At 70.2% G+C, this 19370-nt stretch carries 21 protein-coding genes and 1 pseudogene; 11 read left to right on the forward strand and 11 right to left on the reverse strand.

Annotated elements, in window-relative coordinates; translation table 11 throughout:
- Positions 1–101 precede the first annotated feature (101 nt).
- From EJ105_RS10900 to EJ105_RS10915, 4 genes are all read left to right on the forward strand, one after another.
- The gene (locus EJ105_RS10900) at positions 102–2075 is read left to right on the forward strand and encodes a TonB-dependent receptor plug domain-containing protein (protein ID WP_250166340.1); all 1974 of its coding nucleotides are present in this window, start codon (positions 102–104) and stop codon (positions 2073–2075) included.
- Between the two features lie 63 nt (positions 2076–2138).
- Positions 2139–3038 carry an ABC transporter substrate-binding protein gene (locus EJ105_RS10905; RefSeq protein WP_250166341.1) on the forward strand — a complete coding sequence of 300 codons (900 nt, stop codon included), beginning with the start codon at positions 2139–2141 and terminating at the stop codon, positions 3036–3038.
- Positions 3038–4024, forward strand: a complete 987-nt coding sequence (locus EJ105_RS10910) for a FecCD family ABC transporter permease (RefSeq protein ID WP_250166342.1) — start codon at positions 3038–3040, stop codon at positions 4022–4024. Before EJ105_RS10905 ends, EJ105_RS10910 begins: the two co-directional genes overlap by 1 nt.
- Positions 4021–4776, forward strand: a complete 756-nt coding sequence (locus EJ105_RS10915) for an ABC transporter ATP-binding protein (protein ID WP_250166343.1) — start codon at positions 4021–4023, stop codon at positions 4774–4776. Before EJ105_RS10910 ends, EJ105_RS10915 begins: the two co-directional genes overlap by 4 nt.
- 9 nt (positions 4777–4785) lie before the next feature.
- Here the strand turns inward: EJ105_RS10915 and EJ105_RS10920 are convergent, their stop codons facing one another.
- Genes EJ105_RS10920 through hflK form a run of 3 tightly spaced genes read right to left on the reverse strand, consistent with a single transcriptional unit; the run spans position 4786 to position 7991 of the window.
- Positions 4786–5886: a YjbE family putative metal transport protein gene (locus EJ105_RS10920; RefSeq protein ID WP_250166344.1), complete on the reverse strand. Its 1101-nt coding sequence runs from the start codon at positions 5884–5886 to the stop codon at positions 4786–4788.
- Between the two features lie 39 nt (positions 5887–5925).
- Positions 5926–6909, reverse strand: coding sequence for a protease modulator HflC (gene hflC / locus EJ105_RS10925; protein WP_250166345.1), 984 nt, complete (start codon positions 6907–6909; stop codon positions 5926–5928).
- Positions 6906–7991: an FtsH protease activity modulator HflK gene (gene hflK, locus EJ105_RS10930; RefSeq protein WP_250166346.1), complete on the reverse strand. Its 1086-nt coding sequence runs from the start codon at positions 7989–7991 to the stop codon at positions 6906–6908. The genes hflC and hflK overlap by 4 nt, the downstream gene beginning before the upstream one ends.
- A 455-nt stretch (positions 7992–8446) precedes the next feature.
- On the opposite strand from hflK, the gene uppP reads away from it, so the two are divergent.
- The 3 genes from uppP to EJ105_RS10945 all read left to right on the forward strand — a co-directional run bounded on the left by uppP (position 8447) and on the right by EJ105_RS10945 (position 11453).
- Entirely contained in the window at positions 8447–9319 is an 873-nt protein-coding gene (gene uppP / locus EJ105_RS10935) for an undecaprenyl-diphosphatase UppP (RefSeq protein ID WP_029554852.1), read from the forward strand.
- A gap of 65 nt (positions 9320–9384) precedes the next feature.
- Complete coding sequence (locus tag EJ105_RS10940; RefSeq protein WP_250166347.1) at positions 9385–9987, forward strand: cation efflux transmembrane domain-containing protein; 603 nt, start codon at positions 9385–9387, stop codon at positions 9985–9987.
- A gap of 221 nt (positions 9988–10208) precedes the next feature.
- The gene (locus EJ105_RS10945; RefSeq protein WP_250166394.1) at positions 10209–11453 is read left to right on the forward strand and encodes an MFS transporter; all 1245 of its coding nucleotides are present in this window, start codon (positions 10209–10211) and stop codon (positions 11451–11453) included.
- On the opposite strand, the gene EJ105_RS10950 is transcribed toward EJ105_RS10945, so the two are convergent.
- Genes EJ105_RS10950 through EJ105_RS10960 form a run of 3 tightly spaced genes read right to left on the reverse strand, consistent with a single transcriptional unit; the run spans position 11366 to position 12709 of the window.
- Positions 11366–11833 (reverse strand): nuclear transport factor 2 family protein, encoded by a 468-nt coding sequence (locus EJ105_RS10950; protein WP_250166348.1) that lies wholly within the window; start codon positions 11831–11833, stop codon positions 11366–11368. The genes EJ105_RS10945 and EJ105_RS10950 overlap by 88 nt on opposite strands.
- A complete protein-coding gene (locus tag EJ105_RS10955; protein ID WP_250166349.1) occupies positions 11830–12228 on the reverse strand; it encodes a VOC family protein in 399 nt (132 codons plus the stop codon). Before EJ105_RS10955 ends, EJ105_RS10950 begins: the two co-directional genes overlap by 4 nt.
- Before the next feature lie 7 nt (positions 12229–12235).
- Positions 12236–12709 (reverse strand): cupin domain-containing protein, encoded by a 474-nt coding sequence (locus EJ105_RS10960; protein ID WP_250166350.1) that lies wholly within the window; start codon positions 12707–12709, stop codon positions 12236–12238.
- 97 nt (positions 12710–12806) lie between these two features.
- On the opposite strand from EJ105_RS10960, the gene EJ105_RS10965 reads away from it, so the two are divergent.
- Positions 12807–13697 (forward strand): LysR substrate-binding domain-containing protein, encoded by an 891-nt coding sequence (locus EJ105_RS10965; protein ID WP_250166351.1) that lies wholly within the window; start codon positions 12807–12809, stop codon positions 13695–13697.
- Positions 13698–13734: 37 nt separating this feature from the next.
- Here EJ105_RS10965 and EJ105_RS10970 read toward each other — a convergent pair whose 3' ends face one another.
- Positions 13735–14154: a DUF1330 domain-containing protein gene (locus tag EJ105_RS10970; protein ID WP_250166352.1), complete on the reverse strand. Its 420-nt coding sequence runs from the start codon at positions 14152–14154 to the stop codon at positions 13735–13737.
- A gap of 3 nt (positions 14155–14157) precedes the next feature.
- Positions 14158–14967 (reverse strand): crotonase/enoyl-CoA hydratase family protein, encoded by an 810-nt coding sequence (locus EJ105_RS10975; protein WP_250166353.1) that lies wholly within the window; start codon positions 14965–14967, stop codon positions 14158–14160.
- An 84-nt stretch (positions 14968–15051) separates the two neighbouring features.
- Here EJ105_RS10975 and EJ105_RS10980 point away from each other — a divergent pair, with 84 nt between their 5' ends.
- The 3 genes from EJ105_RS10980 to EJ105_RS10990 all read left to right on the forward strand — a co-directional run bounded on the left by EJ105_RS10980 (position 15052) and on the right by EJ105_RS10990 (position 17116).
- The gene (locus tag EJ105_RS10980) at positions 15052–15753 is read left to right on the forward strand and encodes a TetR/AcrR family transcriptional regulator (RefSeq protein ID WP_250166354.1); all 702 of its coding nucleotides are present in this window, start codon (positions 15052–15054) and stop codon (positions 15751–15753) included.
- Between the two features lie 67 nt (positions 15754–15820).
- Positions 15821–16795 carry an aldo/keto reductase gene (locus EJ105_RS10985; RefSeq protein ID WP_250166355.1) on the forward strand — a complete coding sequence of 325 codons (975 nt, stop codon included), beginning with the start codon at positions 15821–15823 and terminating at the stop codon, positions 16793–16795.
- A gap of 162 nt (positions 16796–16957) precedes the next feature.
- Positions 16958–17116: a hypothetical protein gene (locus EJ105_RS10990; protein WP_155982261.1), complete on the forward strand. Its 159-nt coding sequence runs from the start codon at positions 16958–16960 to the stop codon at positions 17114–17116.
- Between the two features lie 9 nt (positions 17117–17125).
- On the opposite strand, the gene EJ105_RS10995 is transcribed toward EJ105_RS10990, so the two are convergent.
- The 3 genes and pseudogenes from EJ105_RS10995 to EJ105_RS11005 all read right to left on the reverse strand — a co-directional run.
- Positions 17126–17944, reverse strand: a complete 819-nt coding sequence (locus EJ105_RS10995) for an alpha/beta fold hydrolase (RefSeq protein WP_250166356.1) — start codon at positions 17942–17944, stop codon at positions 17126–17128.
- The gene (locus EJ105_RS11000; protein ID WP_029876933.1) at positions 17944–18660 is read right to left on the reverse strand and encodes an ABC transporter ATP-binding protein; all 717 of its coding nucleotides are present in this window, start codon (positions 18658–18660) and stop codon (positions 17944–17946) included. The genes EJ105_RS10995 and EJ105_RS11000 overlap by 1 nt, the downstream gene beginning before the upstream one ends.
- Positions 18653–19324 (reverse strand): annotated as a pseudogene (locus tag EJ105_RS11005) (ABC transporter ATP-binding protein); the annotation flags it as partial. The gene EJ105_RS11000 and the pseudogene EJ105_RS11005, both read right to left, overlap by 8 nt.
- Positions 19325–19370 lie beyond the last annotated feature (46 nt).

Raw genomic sequence — 19370 nt, forward strand, 5'->3', positions numbered from 1 at the left:
CACGTCGGGCGGGGTTCTCCTGATGGCGGTTTTTCCGGGCCCGATGTGGCCGGGGATGCCTCGTTCGCGGTGACGGACCACCCGTGCCGTCGAGTGCCTTCATGTCTTCCGCCGTCCTGTCCCGATCCCGCCGCGCGCTGCCGGCTGCGGCCCTGCTCACGCTCGCCTGTGTTCCGCCCGCGCTCGCCCAGACGGCGGACGACCAGAATGCGGGCGACCTGCCCGAACTGGTGGTGAGCGCCACCGGCATTCCCACGCCCGAGACCGAGGTGGCGAGTTCCGTCAGCATCGTCACCGAGCAGGACATCGCCCGCAACCAGCAGCGCACCCTGCCGGACGTGCTACAATCGCTGCCCGGCCTCAACGTGGTGCAGACCGGCGGGCCGGGCGGCACCACCTCGGTGTTCATCCGCGGCACCAATTCCAACCATGTGAAGGTGCTGATCGACGGCATCGACGCCGGCAACCCCGCCGCCACCAACGGCGCGTTCGATTTCGGCAAGCTGCTGGCGTCCGATCTCGAGCGGGTGGAGGTGCTGCGCGGCCCGCAGTCCGGCCTCTACGGCTCGGATGCTATCGGCGGCGTCATCTCCATCACCACCAAGAAGGGGGAGGGGCCGCCCAAGGTTTCCGCCTATGCGGAGGGCGGCGCGCTCGGCACCTTCAACCAGTATGCGAGCCTCACCGGCGCCACCGAGAAGCTGGCCTATTCGTTCAACGTCACCCACTTCTCGTCCACCGAGATCCCGGTGACGCCGCAGAACATCGTGCCCCCCTTCTGGCCGCGCAATCCCAACGCCTATGACAACTGGACCTACTCCACCCGGCTCGACTGGCAGGCCACGGAAACCTTCGCGGTGAATTTCGTCGCCCGCTACATCGATACCAGCCTCGCCTTCACGCCGGACGTCTTCCCCCCGCCCACCTATGCCGGCATCCCGGCGGCGCTGCGCTCCACCGCCTATACGGGCATGTTCTTCACCAAGGGGGAGGGCGTGTGGACCGCGCTGGATGGCGCTCTCGTCACCTCCTTCGGCGCGAGCGAGCTGACCACGTCGAACCCCACCGTGGGGCCGAACCCGAGCGTGAACGGCACCTATGACGGCGACCGGCAGGTCTATTACGTGCGCTCCAACTATCTGATGGCGCCGGGCCAGAACCTGCTGGTGGGCGCCGAGCGGCGGAACGAGTCCATCACCTCCTCCACCGCCTACACCAGTGTGGACGCTTCCACCGGCGACACGGGCGTCTATGCCGAGTACCAGGGCAACGTCTGGAACCGGCTCTTCTTCGCCGCCAACGTGCGCTACGACGCCGACGACAGCTTCGGCGACCACACCACCTTCCGCCTCGCCCCGGCGCTGCTGTTCGACGAGACCGGCACCAAGCTGAAGGCGAGCTACGGCACCGGCTTCAAGGCGCCCACGCTCTACCAGCTCTACGCGCCCTACTACGGCAATTTGAACCTCCAGCCGGAGGAGAGCGAAGGCTGGGATGCCGGCTTCGAGCAGAAGGCGTTCGGCGAGCGGGTACTGTTCGGTGTGACGTACTTCCACAACAACATCACCAATCTCATCAGCTACGATCCGGTGACGTTCCAGAACGTCAACATCTCCAGCGCCGTGACCCAGGGCGTGGAGGCGTTCGTGGCGGTGAAGGTGACGGACCGCATCGATGCGCGGGTGGACTACACCTACACCGACGTGGTGGGCTATGTGCCGCCGGGCCAGCCCTTCGGTGCCGCCTGCGCGCCCATCAACGCCACCTCCTGCTATCCCCTGCGCCGGCCCAACAACAAGGTGAGCCTCACCCTCGGCTGGCGGCCGACCGACGAACTCGATCTGGCGGCGAGCCTCGTCTATGCCTCCTCCTGGTGGGACATCGTGCGCCTCACGTCGAACTACATCGACCAGCCCGGCTATACCGTGGTGAATCTGGCGGCCAACTACCGGCTGAATACCGTCACCACCGTGTTCGGGCGCATCGACAATCTGTTCAACCAGACCTACGAGAACCCCAACGGCTTCCTCGCCCCCGGCTTCGGTGCCTATGGCGGGGTGAAGCTCACGTGGTGAGGTTTGGTTGGTGAGGTTTGATTGGTGAGGAATGATCGGTGAGGTTTGATCGGTGAGGTTTTGGTGAAAGGCGCGGCGGCCGGGCTGATGCTCGCGGCCCTTCTGGCCTGCGCTCCGGCGCGGGCGGGGGAGGCCCATGGTCCGCCGCTCGCCCGGCCACGCGTCGTCTCCCTCAATCTGTGCACGGACGAGCTGGCCCTGCGCCTCGCCGATCCCGGGCAGGTGCTGTCCATCACCCATCTCGCGCGCGATCCGCTCGCCTCCAACGTGGCGGAGATCGCGCGCGACGTGCCGGTCAATCGCGGGCTGGCGGAAGAGGTGGTGCCGCTGAAGCCGGACCTCGTGCTTGCCGGCGCCTACACCACCCGCACCGCCACCGCCGTGCTGCGCCGCCTCGGCTTCGAGGTGCTGGAGCTGACGGAACCGCAGACCCTCGACGAGGCCTATGCGCAGATCCGCATGGTGGCGGCGCGGCTCGGCGTGCCGCAGCGGGGCGAGGCCATGGTGCGGGAGATGAAAGAGGCATTCGCCCGCCTGCCGCCGGTGGCGGGGCCGCGCCCCACCGCCGTGGTGCTGCGGCCCAACGGCTTCACCACCGGCCGCGGCTCGCTGGCGGACGAACTGATGGAGAAGGCCGGCCTCACCAACCTCGCGGCCCAGCTCCCCACCGACAAGATGGGCCAGCTGGCGCTGGAGGAGATCGTGCGCGCCGCGCCCGATCTCGTGGTGGTGAATGCCGATGAGGCGGCGGCGCCCTCGCTCGCCGACGCCCTGCTGCACCACCCCGCGCTCGCCCCCTTCAAGGACCGCACGCTGGCGCTGCCGCTCAAGCTGTGGACCTGCGCCGGGCCGGACCTCGCCGAGGCGGCGGCGCAGCTCGCGGCGGCGCGGGCGCGGCTCGCCGGTCCGGAAGCGGCGCGACCGGCGGCCGTCCACCACGCATCCGCCGAGGGTATGCGCTGATGCCGTCGCGCGTGGTCCTCGCCCTTGGCCTTCTGGTGCTGGTGCTGTTCTCAGCCTCGGTGGCGGTGGGCTATGCGCCGCTCGATTTGCGGGCCGCCTTCGGCGATCTTCTCGCCGGCCGGCAGAGCCTTGCGGCGCTGGTGCTGTCCGAACTGCGCCTGCCGCGCGCCATCCTCGGCGCGGCGGTGGGCTTCAGCCTCGGCCTCACCGGAGCGGCCTTGCAGGGGCTGATGCGCAATCCTTTGGCCGATCCCGGCGTGGTGGGCGTCTCCGGCGCGGCGGCGCTGGGGGCGGTCATCGCCTTCTATTTCGGCTTCTCCGCCTCCTTCGCGCTGGCGCTGCCCTTGGGTGGGCTGATGGGCGCGGCGGCGGCGACCGCCGTGCTGCTGGCGCTCGCGGCGCGGGGGGCGGGGACGGTGATGCTGATCCTCGCCGGCGTCGCTCTCTCCAGCCTCGCGGGCGCGCTCACCGCGCTGGCGCTCAATCTTGCGCCGAGCCCCTATGCGGCGCTGGAGCTGGTGTTCTGGCTCATGGGCTCGCTCGCCGACCGCAGCCTCGTGCATGTGGCGCTGGCGCTGCCCTTCATGGTGGTGGGCTGGGGGCTGGTGCTCGCCACCGGCCCGGCGCTCGATGCCCTCACACTGGGCGAGGACGCGGCCGAAAGCCTCGGCTTCCCGCTGCGCCGGGTGCGGCTGCTGGTCATCGGCGGCACGGCGGCGGCGGTGGGGGCGAGCGTGGCGGTGGCGGGGGCCATCGGCTTCGTGGGGCTGGTGGTGCCGCATCTGGTGCGTCCGCTGGTGGGCCACCGGCCGGGCCGGCTCTTGGCCGCGAGCGGGCTTGCCGGCGCGGCGCTGACCCTCGGGGCGGACATCGTGGTGCGGCTCGTGCCCACCCGGCCGGAGCTTCAGCTCGGCGTGGTGACGGCACTCATCGGCGCGCCCTTCTTCCTGTTCCTCCTCGCCCGGCTCAGGGGGAGGGAGGCATGAGGCTCGCCGCCCGTTCCGTCAGCGTCACGCGCGGCGCCGCGACTCTGGTGCGCGACCTTTCGCTGGACGTGGAGGGCGGCACCTTCCTCGGCCTGCTCGGCCCCAACGGCGCCGGCAAGACGACCCTGATGCGGGTGCTGGCCGGCCTCGAAGTGCCGACCTCGGGCAACGTTCTCTACGATGGCCGCGCCGCCGCCGAGATCGGCCGGCGCGGGCTCGGGCGGACCATCGCCTACCTGCCGCAAGACGGGCGCATCCATTGGCCGTTGCCGGTGGAGGAGGTGGTGGCGCTCGGGCGCCTGCCGCACGGCACGGCGGCGGTGGATGAGGCCGCGCGGCGGGCCATGGCGGCGGCCGGGGTGGAGGCGCTGGCCACCCGCTCTGCCGACATCCTTTCCGGCGGCGAGCGGGCGCGGGTGCTGCTCGCCCGCGCGCTGGCGGTGGAGGCACCCATCCTCCTCGCCGACGAGCCCTCCGCCGCGCTCGATCCGCTGCACCAGCTGGAAGTGATGGCCCTGCTGCGCGACACCGCCCGGCGCGGCGCGGTGGTGGTGGCGGTGCTGCACGATCTGACGCTGGCCGGTCGCTTCTGCGATCGCCTCGCTTTGATGAAGGACGGCCGGCTCCTCGCCGAGGGTGCGCCGGCCGCGGTGCTCGATGACGCCTATCTCGCCGAGGCCTTCGGCGTGGACGCCGTGCGCCTCACCCATGACGGCGAGACGGTGGTGCTGCCGTGGGCGCGGCGCGGATAGAGCGCCGTTTCAGCCGACCCCGTGGGCCATGATGAGCACGCTGATCATGACCACGGCGACGAGGCCGAACAGCCCGATCAGCCCGTAGATCATCACCTTGTCCGAATAATCGGGCGCAGGCGGCAGGTTCTGGGACGGCCGCCGCACCGGAGCTGCGGGCCGGGCGGGAGGCGGGGCCGCCGGCATTTCCGCCACCGCGGCGACGGGCGCGGCGGGGAGGACGGGTTCCGCCGTGCGAATGGAGGCAGCTGCGGCTATGGCCATCGGGGCGGGGACGGGGGCAGCGGCCGCAATCACGGGCGCCGCAACACTCACGGGCACCGCCACGGCCACCGGTGCCGGCGTTGCGCCCGCCGGCAGGATGCGTCCGCGCTTGGGTGGTGGGGCCTGTTTTTTCCCGTCTCCGGCGGTCCGCGCATCCGCCGTGAAGCGCGCGTTGGCGAGCACGAAGATGGCGGCGGCGGGCGGCACCAGCACGAACAGGGCTTCCGCATTGGCCGCGACCCAGCCGGACCAGAGCGGATCGGTGACGATGAGGCTGCCCGCGATCCAGCCGAGGAAGGCCGTGCCGATGAAGGTGAGGGCGGGGATGTGCTTCATCGCCTCGGCCATCACGAAGCTGCCGAAGAAGATGAGCGGCACGGACAGAAGCACGCCGCCCACGAGATAGGAGAGGTGGCCTTCCGATACGGCGGCCAGCGCCACCACATTGTCGAGGCTCATGATGGCGTCGGCGATGAGGATCACCAGCGCCGCCCCCAGCAGGCCGCCGCCTTGGCCGAGGGAGGGGTCGAGCTCCACCTCCCGGTCGCCCTCGCGCCGCCGCCGGTATTCGCCGGCCAGGAGGTTGATGGAGATGACGGCCAGCAGCAGCCCGCCGCCGATCTTCAGGAGCGGGATGGCCATGAGCGTACCGGCGAGGGCCGCGATGACCAGCCGGAAGAAGACCGCCCCCGCCGCACCGAGCATCACCGCCTTGCGCACCTGCTCCGCCGGCAGGCTGCGGCAGGCGAGCGCGATGAGCAAGGCGTTGTCGCCGCTCAGCAGGATGTCGATGAGGAAGATCTTCAGGCTCGTGCCGAACCAGGAAAGGTCAGCGCCGAGATCCATCGCCGGGTGTCCTTCTCAAATGCGTCGGGGGGCGGCCGGTCAGGGCTTCGGGGTGCCGGTCGGGGCTGGGCCGGGCAGGGGCGTGCCCTTGGCCGGTCCGCCCGGGCCTGTTGCGCTCACGCCTGTCGCGCTCACGCCTGTTGCGCTCATGCCGTCGGCGAGGGTCGGTCCGCGCGTCAGGGCGCCGAGGAAGTCGGCATCCGGCGAGAGCAGCAGCATGGGCGAGGCGCCCGCGAGCGTCTGCCGGTAGGTCTGCTGGGTGCGCAGGAAAGTGTAGAAGGCGGGGCTGTGGTCATAGGCCTCGCCGAGGATCTGGGAGGCCTTGGCGTCGGCCTCGCCGCGGGCGACCTTGGACTTCTGCTGCGCCTCCGCAAGAATGACGGTGCGCTGGCGGTCGGCGCGGGCCTGGATCTCCTGCGCCCATTCGAAGCCCTGCGCGCGCAGCTCCTTGGCCTCGCGCTGGCGCTCGGACTTCATGCGGTCATAGATGGCCTGGCTGGTCTCGGCCGGCAGATCGGCGCGCAGCAGGCGCACGTCCACCACGTCCACGCCGAGGGAGCGCCCGCGCTCGATCACCTCGTTGCGGATCTTGTCGATGATGCGGTCGCGCTCGGTGGAGAGGAGATCCACCAGCTTGGCCTGTCCCAGCTCCCGGCGGACCGCCGAGCTGACGATCTGCGCGAGCCGCGACTGGCCCTGCTCCACGCCGCCCACCGCCTGGTAGAAGGCGAGCGGATCGGTGATGCGGAAGCGGGTGTAGGTGCTCACCTCGATGCGCTTCTGGTCACCGAGGATGATCTGCTCGGCGGGCGGCTCCAGCGAGATCAGGCGGCGCTCGAAATAGATCACGGTGTCGATGAACGGCGCCTTGAAATAGAGCCCCGGCTGGTCGTGGATGGCGATGGGCATGCCGAGCCGCACCACCAGCGCGCGCTGGGTCTGCTGCACCGTGAAGGCGAAGGAGGAGGCGAAGGCGACGAGGAGGATGCCCACCCCCAGCGCGATGAAACCGGCGCGCTTCACTTGGTGCCTCCCGTGCTGGCCTGATCCGCGACGGGCGGGGCGGGGAGGGTGGCGGCGCGCTTCTCCGCCTCGGTGAGCGGCAGATAGGGCACGATGCTGCTGCCGTGGGCGGAGAGGTCCACGATGACCCGGCCGGAGTGCTTCAGCACCTCGTCCACCCCTTCCAGATAGAGGCGGCGCAGGGTCACATCCTTGTGCCGCTCATAGGCGGCCTCGACGGCGAGGAAGCTCTGGGCCTCGCCCTTGGCGAGGTCCACCGCCTGCTCGCCATAGGCTTGCGCCTCCTGCACGATGCGCTCGGCCTCGCCGCGGGCGCGGGGCAGGATGTCGTTGCGGTAGGCCTCGGCCTCGTTGCGCGCCCGCTCCTGGTCGGCCCGCGCGCGCTGCACGTCGTTGAAGGCGTCGATGACGGCGGCGGGCGGATCGATGCGCAGCAACTGCACCTGGGTGATGACGATGCCGGCCTGATACTTGTCGAGCAGGCGCTGGAGCACGACCTCGGTCTGCTGGGCGATCTGCTGGCGCTTGTCGGAGAGGGCCGCCTGGATGGGGTTCTGGCCGATGACCTCGCGCAGGGCGCTCTCGGCGGTCACGCGCAGGGTGCCTTCCGCATCGGCGACGTTGAACAGGAACTGGCCGGCATCGCGGATGCGCCAGAACACCACGCAGTCCACCTCGACGATGTTCTCGTCGCCGGTCAGCATCTGGCTGCGCTCGCGCCGTCCATCGCGGGAGCCGAGGACCATCTGGTTGATCTGGGTGATCTTGGGCAGCAGGATGGTGTCGATGGGGTAGGGCCAGTGGTAGTGAACGCCCGAGGGCTCCGTCGCCACCCACTTGCCGAAGCGCAGCACGATGCCCTGCTCGTCCGGCTGCACCCGGTAGAAGCCGCTCGCCGCCCACAGCACCGCGATGAGCCCCACCGCCACCCAAGCCCCGCGCCGCCCGAAATGGGGCAGGCGCAGCATCTCCGATACCTGCTCCCGCGCCAGCCCCTCGAACGGCTGCGGATGCGCCGGTTCCGGAACGCCCGCGGGCGGTGAAGTCTCTTCAGTAGGCGGCACGGCTTCAATATTCGCCATTCAGGCTGACCTCAGGTCAGGTAATTTTTGATATTACCTAAAGTAATGGGCGGCGCAGGCCCAATGGATGGCGACGGACCATAGAAGATTTCAATCTCTGTTCGCAATTGCCCGCGTCTCGCCTTGGGTGCGGCATCTCGCGGCCCCGGTTCCAGCCCCGGTGAAGTGCAATTTTATTCTATTTGACAGTGTGTTGGCTGGTGCTTCTCGGGCCTGGCCGGCTGCGCGCGGCATCCCTTCCGTTCCGCGAGGTGGCGCACCGGGAGGAGCGGGCAACCGTCGTTGCGCAAGTCTTCCGCTGCGGCACTGCGGTGACAACGCGCACCCCGCCCGGTTCCGTCGCGCGTGCGAAGCAGATAGCAAGGGACGCCTGTATTCGCGCGCGCCTGCTCGTGCTTGCGCGCGCTCTTCCTGCGGGCGCCACGCCGTCCTCACAGCAAGCGGAATTCGACACCATGGCCAGCGTCTGCACCAATGGGGTGGACACCGGGTTCGTCGCCCTCGGCACCGGCAAGGTGGCCGTCCTCGGCGTCGTCCAGGGCATCACCGAGCTTCTGCCCATCTCCTCCACGGCGCACATGCGCCTCGTGCCGGCGGTGCTCGGCTGGCCCGATCCCGGCTCCGCCTTCTCGGCGGCCATGCAGCTCGCCGCTCTGTTCGCGGTGGTGACCTATTTCTGGAGCGACCTGCGCGCTCTGGCCTGCGGCTCCATCTCGGCCGTGCGCGCCGGCGATTTCACCGCCCATGCGCCGAAGACCGTGCTCGGCATCATCCTCGGCACCATCCCCATCGTCATCGCCGGCGTGCTCTTGAAGAGCAAGCTGAACGCCTGCGGCTCGTCCTTCCGCGAACTGTGGGTCATTGGCGCGGCCAGCCTCGTCATGGGCCTCCTGCTGGGCATCGCGGAAATGACCAGCCGCCACACCCGCACCTTCGCGCAGATCAAGCTGCCTGACGCGCTGGTGGTGGGCCTCGCGCAGGTGGGCGCGCTCATTCCCGGCGTGTCGCGCTCGGGCTCGACGCTGACGGCGGCCATGTTCCTCGGCCTGCGCCGCGAGGATGCCGCCCGCTTCTCCTTCCTGCTCGGCCTGCCGGCCATCTTCGCCGCGGGTGTGAAGGAGCTGCTGGAGCTGCACCACGCCGGCCTCGACATGCAGGGCTGGGAGGTGCTGGGCGTCGGCCTCCTCACCGCCTCGCTCTCCGCTTTCGTCGCCATCTGGACGCTGATGCGGGTGATGGAGCGCCTCTCCTCCTGGCCCTTCGTGTTCTACCGCATCGGCATGGGCGTGTTCCTGCTGGTGGCGGTGTGGCGGGGCGTGCTCTCCTGAGCGCTCGACACACCGGGCGCCTCGCGTAACCTCTGCGCCACGGCCGAGAGGAAAGAGGGGGCGCGATGACGGAAGGGCAGGTTGCGGACCACGCCGGCCTGCGCCGGACCGTGCTGGTGGTGGCGCTGGCGAACCTCGCCTATTTCGGCGTGGAGTTCGCGGTGGCGCTGGCCATCGGCTCGGTCTCGCTGTTCGCCGACAGCGTGGACTTTCTGGAAGACGCCAGCGTCAACCTCCTGATCTTCGTCGCTCTCGCCTGGTCGGCGCGGGCGCGGGCGAAGGTGGGCATGGCGCTGGCGTTGATCCTGCTCATTCCCGGCCTCGCCACGGTGTGGACCGCCTGGGACAAATTCCTTGATCCGGTGGCGCCGCAGCCCCTCGCATTGTCGCTCACCGGCCTCGGTGCGCTGGGGGTGAACCTCACCTGCGCCTTCCTCCTCGCCCGCTATCGGCACCATCGCGGCAGCCTGACGAAGGCGGCCTTCCTCTCGGCGCGCAACGACGCCTTCGCCAATGTGGCGATCATCGCGGCCGGCGCCGTCACCGCCTTCCTGTGGCGCTCGGCGTGGCCCGACCTGATCGTCGGCCTCGCCATCGCCGCCCTCAACCTCGATGCTGCACGCGAAGTGTGGGAAGCCGCCCGCGAGGAGCATCGCGCCGAGCCGTGAAGCAGCCGTCGCGATCTTGAGCACGAACTGGATCTGGACAGCACCAAGCGGCGTTGTCACGCTGCCGCTGCTTCCTGCCGGATGGCGGGACGCTTCGGCCGCCTTTTCCGCGCATGGAATGACGAGTTTGGGGGCTGCCGATGGTCACGGGTGATGTTCAAAGGGTGGGGCGGGATGGCGCCGGCGCGGAGACGGCCCACCCGGGGCCGTCGCGCCGCGCGATGCTGGGGCTGGATGCGCTCAATTTCTTCCTGGCTGACGTGCGCGACGGGCTGGGGCCCTATCTCGCCATCTATCTGCTCGCCGTGCGCGGGCCGGAGCAGGGCTGGACGGAGGCGACCGTCGGCTTCGTCATGACCATCGCCGGGCTCACCGGGCTGCTCGCGCAGACCCCGGCCGGCGCGCTCATCGACAGCAGCCGCAACAAGCCGGCCATCGTCATCGCCGGTGCGCTGGCGGTGACCTTGACCTGCCTCTCGCTGCCCTTCCTGTCGAATTTTTATCTGGTGGCGGGCAGCCAGTCGCTGGCGGCCATGGCGGGGGCAATCTTCCCGCCCGCGCTCTCGGGCATCACGCTGGGGCTCGTGGGGCCGAAGGCGTTCGCGCGGCGCATCGGGCGCAACGAGGCGTTCAACCATCTCGGAAACGCGGTCTCCGCCGCCATCGCCGCCGGAACGGCCGTCATCTTCGGCCCCATCGTGGTGTTCTGGCTCATGGCGGTGCTGGCGGTGCTCAGCATCGGCGCCATGCTGGCGGTGCCGCGCCGGGAGATCGACGACACGCTGGCGCGCGGCCTCTCCCATGATCCCGCCCACCACGAGCAGCCCTCCGGCCTGAAGATGCTGCTGTCGAGCCGGCCGCTGCTGATCTTCGCGCTCACCTGCTTCCTCTTCCACCTCTCCAACGCGGCGATGCTGCCCACCACCGGGCAGTTGCTCACCTATGTGGTGGGCAAGGATCAGGCGACCTCCCTCATCGCGCTCTGCATCGTGGCGGCGCAATGCGTGATGGTGCCCATGGCGATCATGGTGGGCGCGAGGGCGGACGCGTGGGGCCGCAAGCCCATCTTCCTCGTCGCCTTCGCGGTGCTGGCGCTGCGCGGCGCGCTCTATCCCCTGTCCAACGATCCGTTCTGGCTGTTCGCCGTGCAGTGCCTCGATGGCGTGGGCGCCGGCATCTTCGGCGCGCTCTTCCCCGTGGTGGTGGCGGACCTCACGCGCGGCACCGGGCGGTTCAACGTCAGCCAGGGGGCGGTGGCCACGGCGCAGGGGCTGGGGGCGGCCTTCTCGGCCTCCATCGCCGGCGTCATCATCGTCTCCGCCGGCTACAGCGCGGCCTTCCTCACCCTCTCCGCCATCGGGGCGGCGGGCTTCCTGCTCTATCTGTTCGCCATGCCGGAGACGGGGGCTGCGGGCACCAAGGAACCCGCCGTGCCGCCGCCCGGCAGCGCGACCGTATCGCCATAGAGCGCTTCGGCCTCGCTCTTCAGCCCGCCGCGAAAGACGAAGATTTCGCACGCGCGGCGGGCGGTGTCGCCCAGCGTCGCCTCATAGTGGACCACCATGCGCTGGCCCTGCTCGTCGCAGATGGCGGCGAGCAGGCGGAACTCCAGCCGCTCGATCCGCGCCAGCGCGGCGCGCCAATAGGCCTCGATGGCCGGGCGGCCCTCCAGCGTGGGGCTCCCGGTCATCTGCAGGGCGATGGGGCTGCGGAACCGGGCATCGTTGGTGAAGGCGGAGAGGACCGCCTCCACGTCGCGCCGGTTCCAGGCGGCGATCCAGGCATCGGCATGGTGGAGCATCTGCTCGCGCGTGAGCGTCACGGTCGGGTCCTCGGACTGGCTCATGCCTCCTCCGCCGCGTGGCAGCAGACGCAGATCTTGTTGCCGTCGCGGTCGCGGAAGTAGGCGCCGTAATAGTTGGGGTGATAGTGGGGCCTGAGGCCCGGGGCGCCTTCGTCCCTGCCGCCGGCGGCCAGCGCCATGCGGTGGATGTCGTCCACGCTGGCGCGGTCCGGCGCGAGGAGCGCGACCATGGCGCCGTTGCCGGGGGTGGCCGGGCCGCCATCGAAGGGCCGGCACAGCAGGAACAGGGGAAAGCGCCCCTCCGCCGGCTGCCATCCGGCCTTGCCGTCGGCGGCATCGAAGAAGCGCAGGCGCCAGCCGAGCCGCGCCATCAGCGGGTCGTAGAAGGCCTGCGCGGCGACGATGTCGTTGGTGCCAACATTCACGTGGGAAATCATGCGGGTCTCACCATGGCGTTCCATCCTTGCGGGTGAAGGACCAGCCGGCGGCGGAGAAATGCGCCACCAGATCGTCCTCGGGATAGGTGCCGGCATCCTGCGGGTCGCGGTCGCCGATTTCCAGATAGCGCACGTCTTCCGAGCTCTGATTGACGAGGTGGTGGGCGAGCCCGTTGGCGGGAAAGCCGATGCACATGCCGGGGCCGAGCGGGAATTCGCCCTCGTCCGTGCGCAAAGTGGGCGTGCCGGAGAGAATATAGACGAACTCCTCCTGCCTTGAGTGCCGGTGCAGCAGCGCGGACTGGGCGCCGGGCGCCAGCGTGGTGAGATTCACGCCGAAGCGGGAGAGGCCGAACGCATCACCGAGCTGCCTTTTCTCCCGGCCCGCCATGCGCGCGGCGAAGGGCGCGGGATAGTTCGAGGGCTTGGTGCGCGGCGGCACGTCCTCGGCGGAAAGAGGGGTGCGGGCGGGGCCGGTCATCGGGTGTCCTCATCAAGATCCTGCTGGAAGCTAGCGGATGTTTGGGCTCAAATGGGTGAGAAATCCTCACCTGTCCGATGCGTGCGGGGAAGCGTCCATGTCGTCCAATCTGCCTTCGCTCCGGGGCCTTGCGGCCCTCGATGCGCTGGCGCGGCACAAGAGGCAGGGGGCGGCGGCCGAGGCGCTGGGCATCTCGCGCTCGGCTCTCTCCCACCGCATCGCGGACCTTGAGGCGGAACTGGGCGCGCGGCTCGTCACCCGTTCGGGCCGCGTCTCCATGCTGACCGACGAGGGCACCGCGCTGCTCGCCGCCATGGGCGATGCCATCGGCCGGATCGAGGCGGCGGTGGCGCCCTTGCAGCGACGGCTGCGGCAGATCCGGCTCTCCACCGTGAACACGCTGGCCGCCAACTGGCTGCTGCCCCGCCTGCCGCGCTTCCAGCGCGCCCATCCCGACATCGAGATCGCGGTGCTGACCACCCAGCGGGTGGTGGACCTCGACGGCGAGGATGTGGACTGCGCCATCCGCAATGGCATGGGCGACTGGCCCGGCATTCAGGCGCGGCTGCTCTTCCGCGAGACGCTGGTGCCCGCCGCCGCGCCCGGCCTCGCGCTGGGCCGGCCGTCCGATTGGCCGGTCATCCGCGCCCGCGCCCGCTTCCGCGACTGGCCGCTGTGGTGGCAACAGACGCGGCAGAAGGGCGAGGCTCCGGCCGGCGGCATGGTGGTGGAAAACCGGGCGCAGGCACTGGAAGCGGCGCTGGCCGGGGCCGGCGTCGTCCTTACCGACGCGCGTTATCTGGACACGCACCTCGCCGCCGGGCGGCTGCGGGTGCTGGGGCCGGTGATCGCGCTGGAGAGCGGCTTTCATTTCGTCCGCAGCCGGGCGCCGCGCAATCCGCGCAACGTCGATGCCCTCGCGCGATGGCTGGAAGACGAGGGCCAGGCGGCCCCGCAGGCCGGGTGGCCGCCGGGCGCTTCGGACTGAGGGAGCGGCGCGGCACCCTGCGATGCCGCGCCGCCAATCATCCCGCAAAGCCGGCACCGGCGGGCAGCGGATCGAAGCGCACGAGCCGGCTGTCGGCGACGCCGGCCTGCCGGTGCGCCATGGCCTCGCGATAGCGCGGATCCCGCAGCATCTGCACGAACGCATCGGGGCTGGGATATTCGGCGATGAAGGCGATGTCCCAGTGGGTCTCCGGCGGCCCGACGAGGGACAGCTCGAAGTCGCCACGCCACACGATGCGCCCGCCGATCTCCGCCAGCACCGGAGCGCTGAGGCGGCTGTAGGCCTCATAGGCCTCCCGGCCGGTGGTGACGCGGCCGTCCGCATAAGTCACGCGCGGGCGCAGGCGGATGAGGTTCAGCAGGTGCACCGGGCCGGGGCGGTCGTTGGCGGCGAAGGCGGCGAACGTCTCGCGGGAGAAGCTGGTGTGTCCCTCCATGGCTCAGCCCTCCACCACCGCCGTCCAGAGGCCGGGATAGGCCGGTGCGCGGCGGGCGATCCAGGCGTCCAGCCCCTCGCGCAGGTCGGCGGTGGGGGCCATGCGGGCGAATTGTTCGGCCTCCACCAGCAGGCCCTCGGCGATGGGCAGATTGATGCCGCGCGTCACCGCCGTGAGGATGGTGGAAACGGCGAGCGGGGAGTGGACGAGGATGCGCTCCAGAAGATCGCGGGCGCGCGGCAGCAGTTCGTCGTGGGGCACCACGGCATTCACCAGCCCCAGCTCCAGCGCGCGCTGGGGCGTGAAGGTCTCGCCGGTGAGCAGCAGCTCCATGGCCCGCTTGCGGCCGGCGAGGCGCGGCAGGCGCTGGGTGCCGCCGAAGGTGGGCGGCATGCCGAGCAGGATCTCGGGCTTGGCGAACACCGCCCGGTCGCTGGCGATGGCGAGCGGCGCGGCCTCCGTCACCTCGCATCCGCCGCCATAGGCGAGGCCGTTCACCGCCACCACCAGCGGCTTGCGGAACGCCTCCACCCGCGCCGTCAGCCTTTGCCCGCGCGCCACGAAATCCCGCAACGCCGCCTCGGGGCTCTGCGCCACCGAGCGCGAGAATTCGGGAATGTCGCCGCCCGCCGAAAAGGCGCGCCCGGTGCCGGTGAGGATGACGCCGCGGATGGCGTCGTCGCCCTCGATTTCGTCGAGGTGGCGCAGCAGCGTCTCGATGGTGGCGTAGCTCAGGGCGTTGAGCTTTTCCGGGCGGTTGAGGGTGAGGGTGGCGATGGCGCCGTCGACCGTCTTCAGCACAAGGTCCGTCATGAGGGAACTCCCCGTTCGATGAGGCCCCGACCATGCCCGCGGCGTCCGGTTGAGTATACTCACTGTACGGTATACCTTGCGGCCATGCAGAAGCCCCCGAATGCCCGCGTTCAAGACAAACGCGCCCAAGAAGCCCGCGCCCAAAATGCCCGTTCCCAGGACCGGCGCGCCCAGGACGGCCGGGCCCAGGACATCCGCGCCAAGGACACACGGGCGAAGATCGTCCAGGCCGCCTCCAAGCTGTTCTATGCGGAGGGGATCGGCCGGGTGAGCATGGATGCGGTGGCGGAGAACGCGGGCGTCACCAAGCGCACGCTCTATTATCATTTCGACAGCAAGGACGACCTCGTCGCCGCCTATCTCGACGCCCGCGACCAGCCCAACCTGACGCAGATGGCGGGGTGGTTCGCCGCCGCCGAGGGTGGTGCGGATGCGAAGGTCGCGGCCATCTTCGCGGCGCTCGCCAAGAGCGCGCGGCATCCCAAATGGAAGGGCTGCGGCTTCCTGCGCACCACGGCGGAACTCGCCGCCTTGCCGGGACATCCGGCAGTGAAGATCGGCGCCCGCCACAAGGCGGCCTTCGCCACGTGGCTGGCGGGTGAACTGCAAACCGCCGGCTTCGATGCGCCCACGGCGCTGGCGCGGCAGATCCTGCTGCTGCTGGACGGCGCCTTCTCCGCCTCGCTGGTGCATCGGGATGCAAGCTGGTTCGAGGAGGCGGGCGCCGCCGCCGGCGCACTGGTGCGCGCCCATCCGCGCCAGCCGAGCCCGAGCGCGGTATCGTGATGCATTGAGTGCTTGCAAGTCCGCCGCCGGCGGCGATGGTAGGCGCCTCAATCGCGGGAGACGGGCAGTGGACTACGTGAAATTCGGCGCGACCGGCCTTGAAGTCTCGAAGCTGTGCCTCGGCTGCATGACGTTCGGCGAGCCGAACCGGGGTTCCCACGCCTGGACCCTGAAGGAGGAGGAGAGCCGCCCGCTCATCCGCCAGGCACTCGATCTCGGCATCACTTTCCTCGACACCGCCAACGTCTATTCGGACGGCACGTCGGAAGAGATCGTCGGCCGGGCGCTGAAGGATTTCGTGCGGCGCGAGGAGGTGGTGCTCGCCACCAAGGTGTTCAACCGGATGCGTCCCGGCCCCAATGGCGCGGGCCTGTCGCGCAAGGCCATCATGGCCGAGATCGACGCCAGCCTGCGCCGGCTCGGCACGGACTATGTGGACCTCTACCAGATCCACCGCTTCGACCATGCGACCCCCATCGAGGAGACGCTGGAGGCGCTGCACGATGTGGTGAAGGCGGGCAAGGCGCGCTACATCGGCGCCTCCTCCATGCCGGCATGGCGCTTCGCCAAGGCGATCTACATCTCCCGCCTCAACGGCTGGACCCGCTTCGTGAGCATGCAGAACCACATGAACCTCCTCTATCGCGAGGAGGAGCGGGAGATGCTGCCCCTTTGCATCGAGGAAGGGGTGGCCGTCATCCCGTGGAGCCCGCTGGCGCGCGGCCGGCTGGCGCGGGCCTGGGACGAGGCGACCTATCGGCTGGAGAGCGACGAATTCGGCAAGACGCTCTATGTGGCGGGCGACCGGGAGGTGGTGGACGCGGTGGGCGCCATCGCCGCCAACAGGGGCGTGCCGCGCGCGCAGGTGGCCCTCGCGTGGCTGCTGCAGAAGAAGGGCGTCACCGCGCCCATCATCGGCGCGTCCAAGCCCGGCCATCTCACGGACGCGGTGGCCGCCCTCTCGCTGACCCTCACGGCGGAGGAGATCGAGGCGCTGGAGGCGCCTTACGTGCCGCACGGCGTCGCCGGCTTCACGGACTGAGCCCCCGCGTCCGCCGTGGCGAAAAGATCACGTTTCGTCGATCTGTGGGCGTCCGCTCCGCCCGCAGCAAAGTCGCCGCTTTGCCGTCGAAATTCCGCCCGCCGTCCGGAGCATCAGACGAGAGCGGGCAGGTTGGCCCGATCGTGTTTCTGGACAAGACCCATGAAGGGCATCGCTTTCGGAATTCTCCTCACCGTCGTCGCCGGTCTGCTGAGCGTCGGCGTCACCTTTGTGTTCGGCGGCAGCGGCGGCCTCAACTTCCTGCTCGCGCTCGGCGCCACGCTGGTGGCCCTCGCCATGGACGTGCCGACCGTCGCCTGACGCGCGCGCTCAGCCCGCCTGGGAGGCGGCGACCGGCTCCGGCGGCGCCTCCACGGTACGGACGAACCCCGTGAGCAGCACCGCCACCTCGGCCGGCGCCTGAAGGGTCGGCACGTGCGCGCAATCGGCGATCTCGTGGAACGTGCCGTTGGGCACGAGGTCGGCGAGTTCCCGTGCCATCACCGGCGGCGTCGCCGCATCCAGCGTCCCGGCGCAGGCGAACACGGGCACGGCGAGATGCCGCGCCGCGTCCTTCAGATCCAGCGTCGCGAGAATCCCGCAGGCTTCGCCGAACACCTCCGGATTGGTGGCGACGAAGGCCGCCCGCCGCTCCGCCAGCGTCTGCGGCACCCGCGCCGCCATGGCCGCCGGGAACAGGCGCAGCATGGCGGTCTCGGCGATGGCCTCCAGCCCGTCCGTCCCGGCCTTCGCGGCCATGAAGCGGAACGCCCCGCGCCCCTCCTCGGTGAAGCCGGCGCCGCAGCCGGCCAGGAACAGGCCGCTCGACAGGTGCGGATGGCGCAGGGCCGTGGCGAGGGCGAGGAACGAGCCGTAGCCGTTGCCAAACAGGATCGGCGTCTCGCCGGGACAGGCCGCCGCCACCGCCGCTGCCACCGCATCCGCCTGCGCATCGAGCCCGCCCGCGCGCGGTGAGCCGCCGAAGCCCGGCAGATCGAGCAGCACCAGCCGGAACCTGTCGGACAGCAGCGGCACCATGGGTTCGAGGCTGCCGCGATCGGACAGCAGGGAATGCAGGAACACGATGCTGGGGCCGGTGCCGGTGACGTGCGCGGAGAGGCCGGCGGCGCTTGTGTTGGCGGTGAGCATCAGTGCACTCCCAGATGTTGGGCCATGAGGGCGGGATCGTCGGCGAGGACCTGAGGCGGTCCGCGCCAGACCACCTCTCCCGAAGACAGGACGACGCAGGTGTCGGCGAGCCGCAGCGCCAGCGGCAGATTGTGTTCAACGAGGAGGATGGAAAGTCCGTCCGCCTTGAGGGCGGCGATGGCGTCGGCCACCTCGGCGACGATCTGCGGGGCGAGCCCTTCCGCCGGCTCGTCCAGCAGCAGCACGCGCGGATTGGTCACGAGCGCGCGGGCGATGGCCAGCATCTGCTGCTCGCCGCCGGACATGGAGCCGGCGAGCTGCCGGCGCCTTTCCTTGAGGCGCGGGAAGAGGGTCTCCACCGAGGCGATGTCGAACACCCGCGCCGCGGTGTGGCGCGGCGGCCGGTAGGCGATGGCGAGGTGTTCCTGCACGGTGAGGGACGGGAAGATGCGCCGCCCCTGCGGCACCAGCCCCACGCCGAGCCGGCAGATGGCCTCCGGCTTGCGGTTTTCCAGCGCCGTGCCGAACAGTTCGATGCGGCCCTGCCGGGCGTCGTTGAGGCCGGCGATGGCCGAGAGGGTCGTGGACTTGCCCGCGCCGTTGCGGCCGAGCAGGGCGGTCACGGCGCCCTCGGCGCAGGTGATGTCCAGCCCGCGCACGGCACAGATCTCGCCGTGATAGACGTGGAGGTTGGACAAAGTGAGGGCTTCAGGCACCGAGATACACCTCCCGTGTGCGGGGATCGGCGGCGATGTCGGCGCGCGATCCGGTGGTCACGACCCGGCCGTGATGAAGAAGGGTGATGCGCTCGGCGAAGGCGAGGGCGACATCCATGTCGTGCTCGATGAGCACCACCGTCATCTCCTCCGGCAGATTGGCGAGGAGGTCCTGCACCATCACCCGCTCGTCGCGGGAGAGGCCGGCGAGGGGCTCGTCCAGCAGCAGCACGCGCGGGGCAAGGGCGAGGGCCATGGCGATTTCCAGCCGCCGCCGGTCGCCATACGCGGTCTGGGACACCGGCCGGTCCGCGAGGTCGGCGAGCTTCACCCGGTCGAGGATGGCGAGCGCCTCCGCCCGCAGCGACGCATCGGCACCGAAGGGGGACCAGGCCCGCCATTTGTCACGGCGCAGTCCGTTCAGGGCCAGCATCACGTTCCGGCAGAGGGTCTCGTGCGGGAAGAGCGTGAGGATCTGGTAGGTGCGGGCGAGGCCGAAGCCGGTGCGTTTGCGCGGCGGCAGGCCCACCAGTTCCGATCCGAACAGGCGGATGGAGCCGCCGGTGGGGGTGAGATCGCCGCAGATCAGGTTGAACAGCGTGGTCTTGCCCGCGCCGTTGGGGCCGAGCAGCAGGTGCCGCTCGCCGGGCATGATGTCGAGGCTGACGTCCGCGATGGCGGGCAGGCCGCCGAACTGCTTGGTCAAGCCG

The organism is Xanthobacter aminoxidans, assembly GCF_023571765.1.
GTDB lineage: Bacteria > Pseudomonadota > Alphaproteobacteria > Rhizobiales > Xanthobacteraceae > Xanthobacter > Xanthobacter aminoxidans.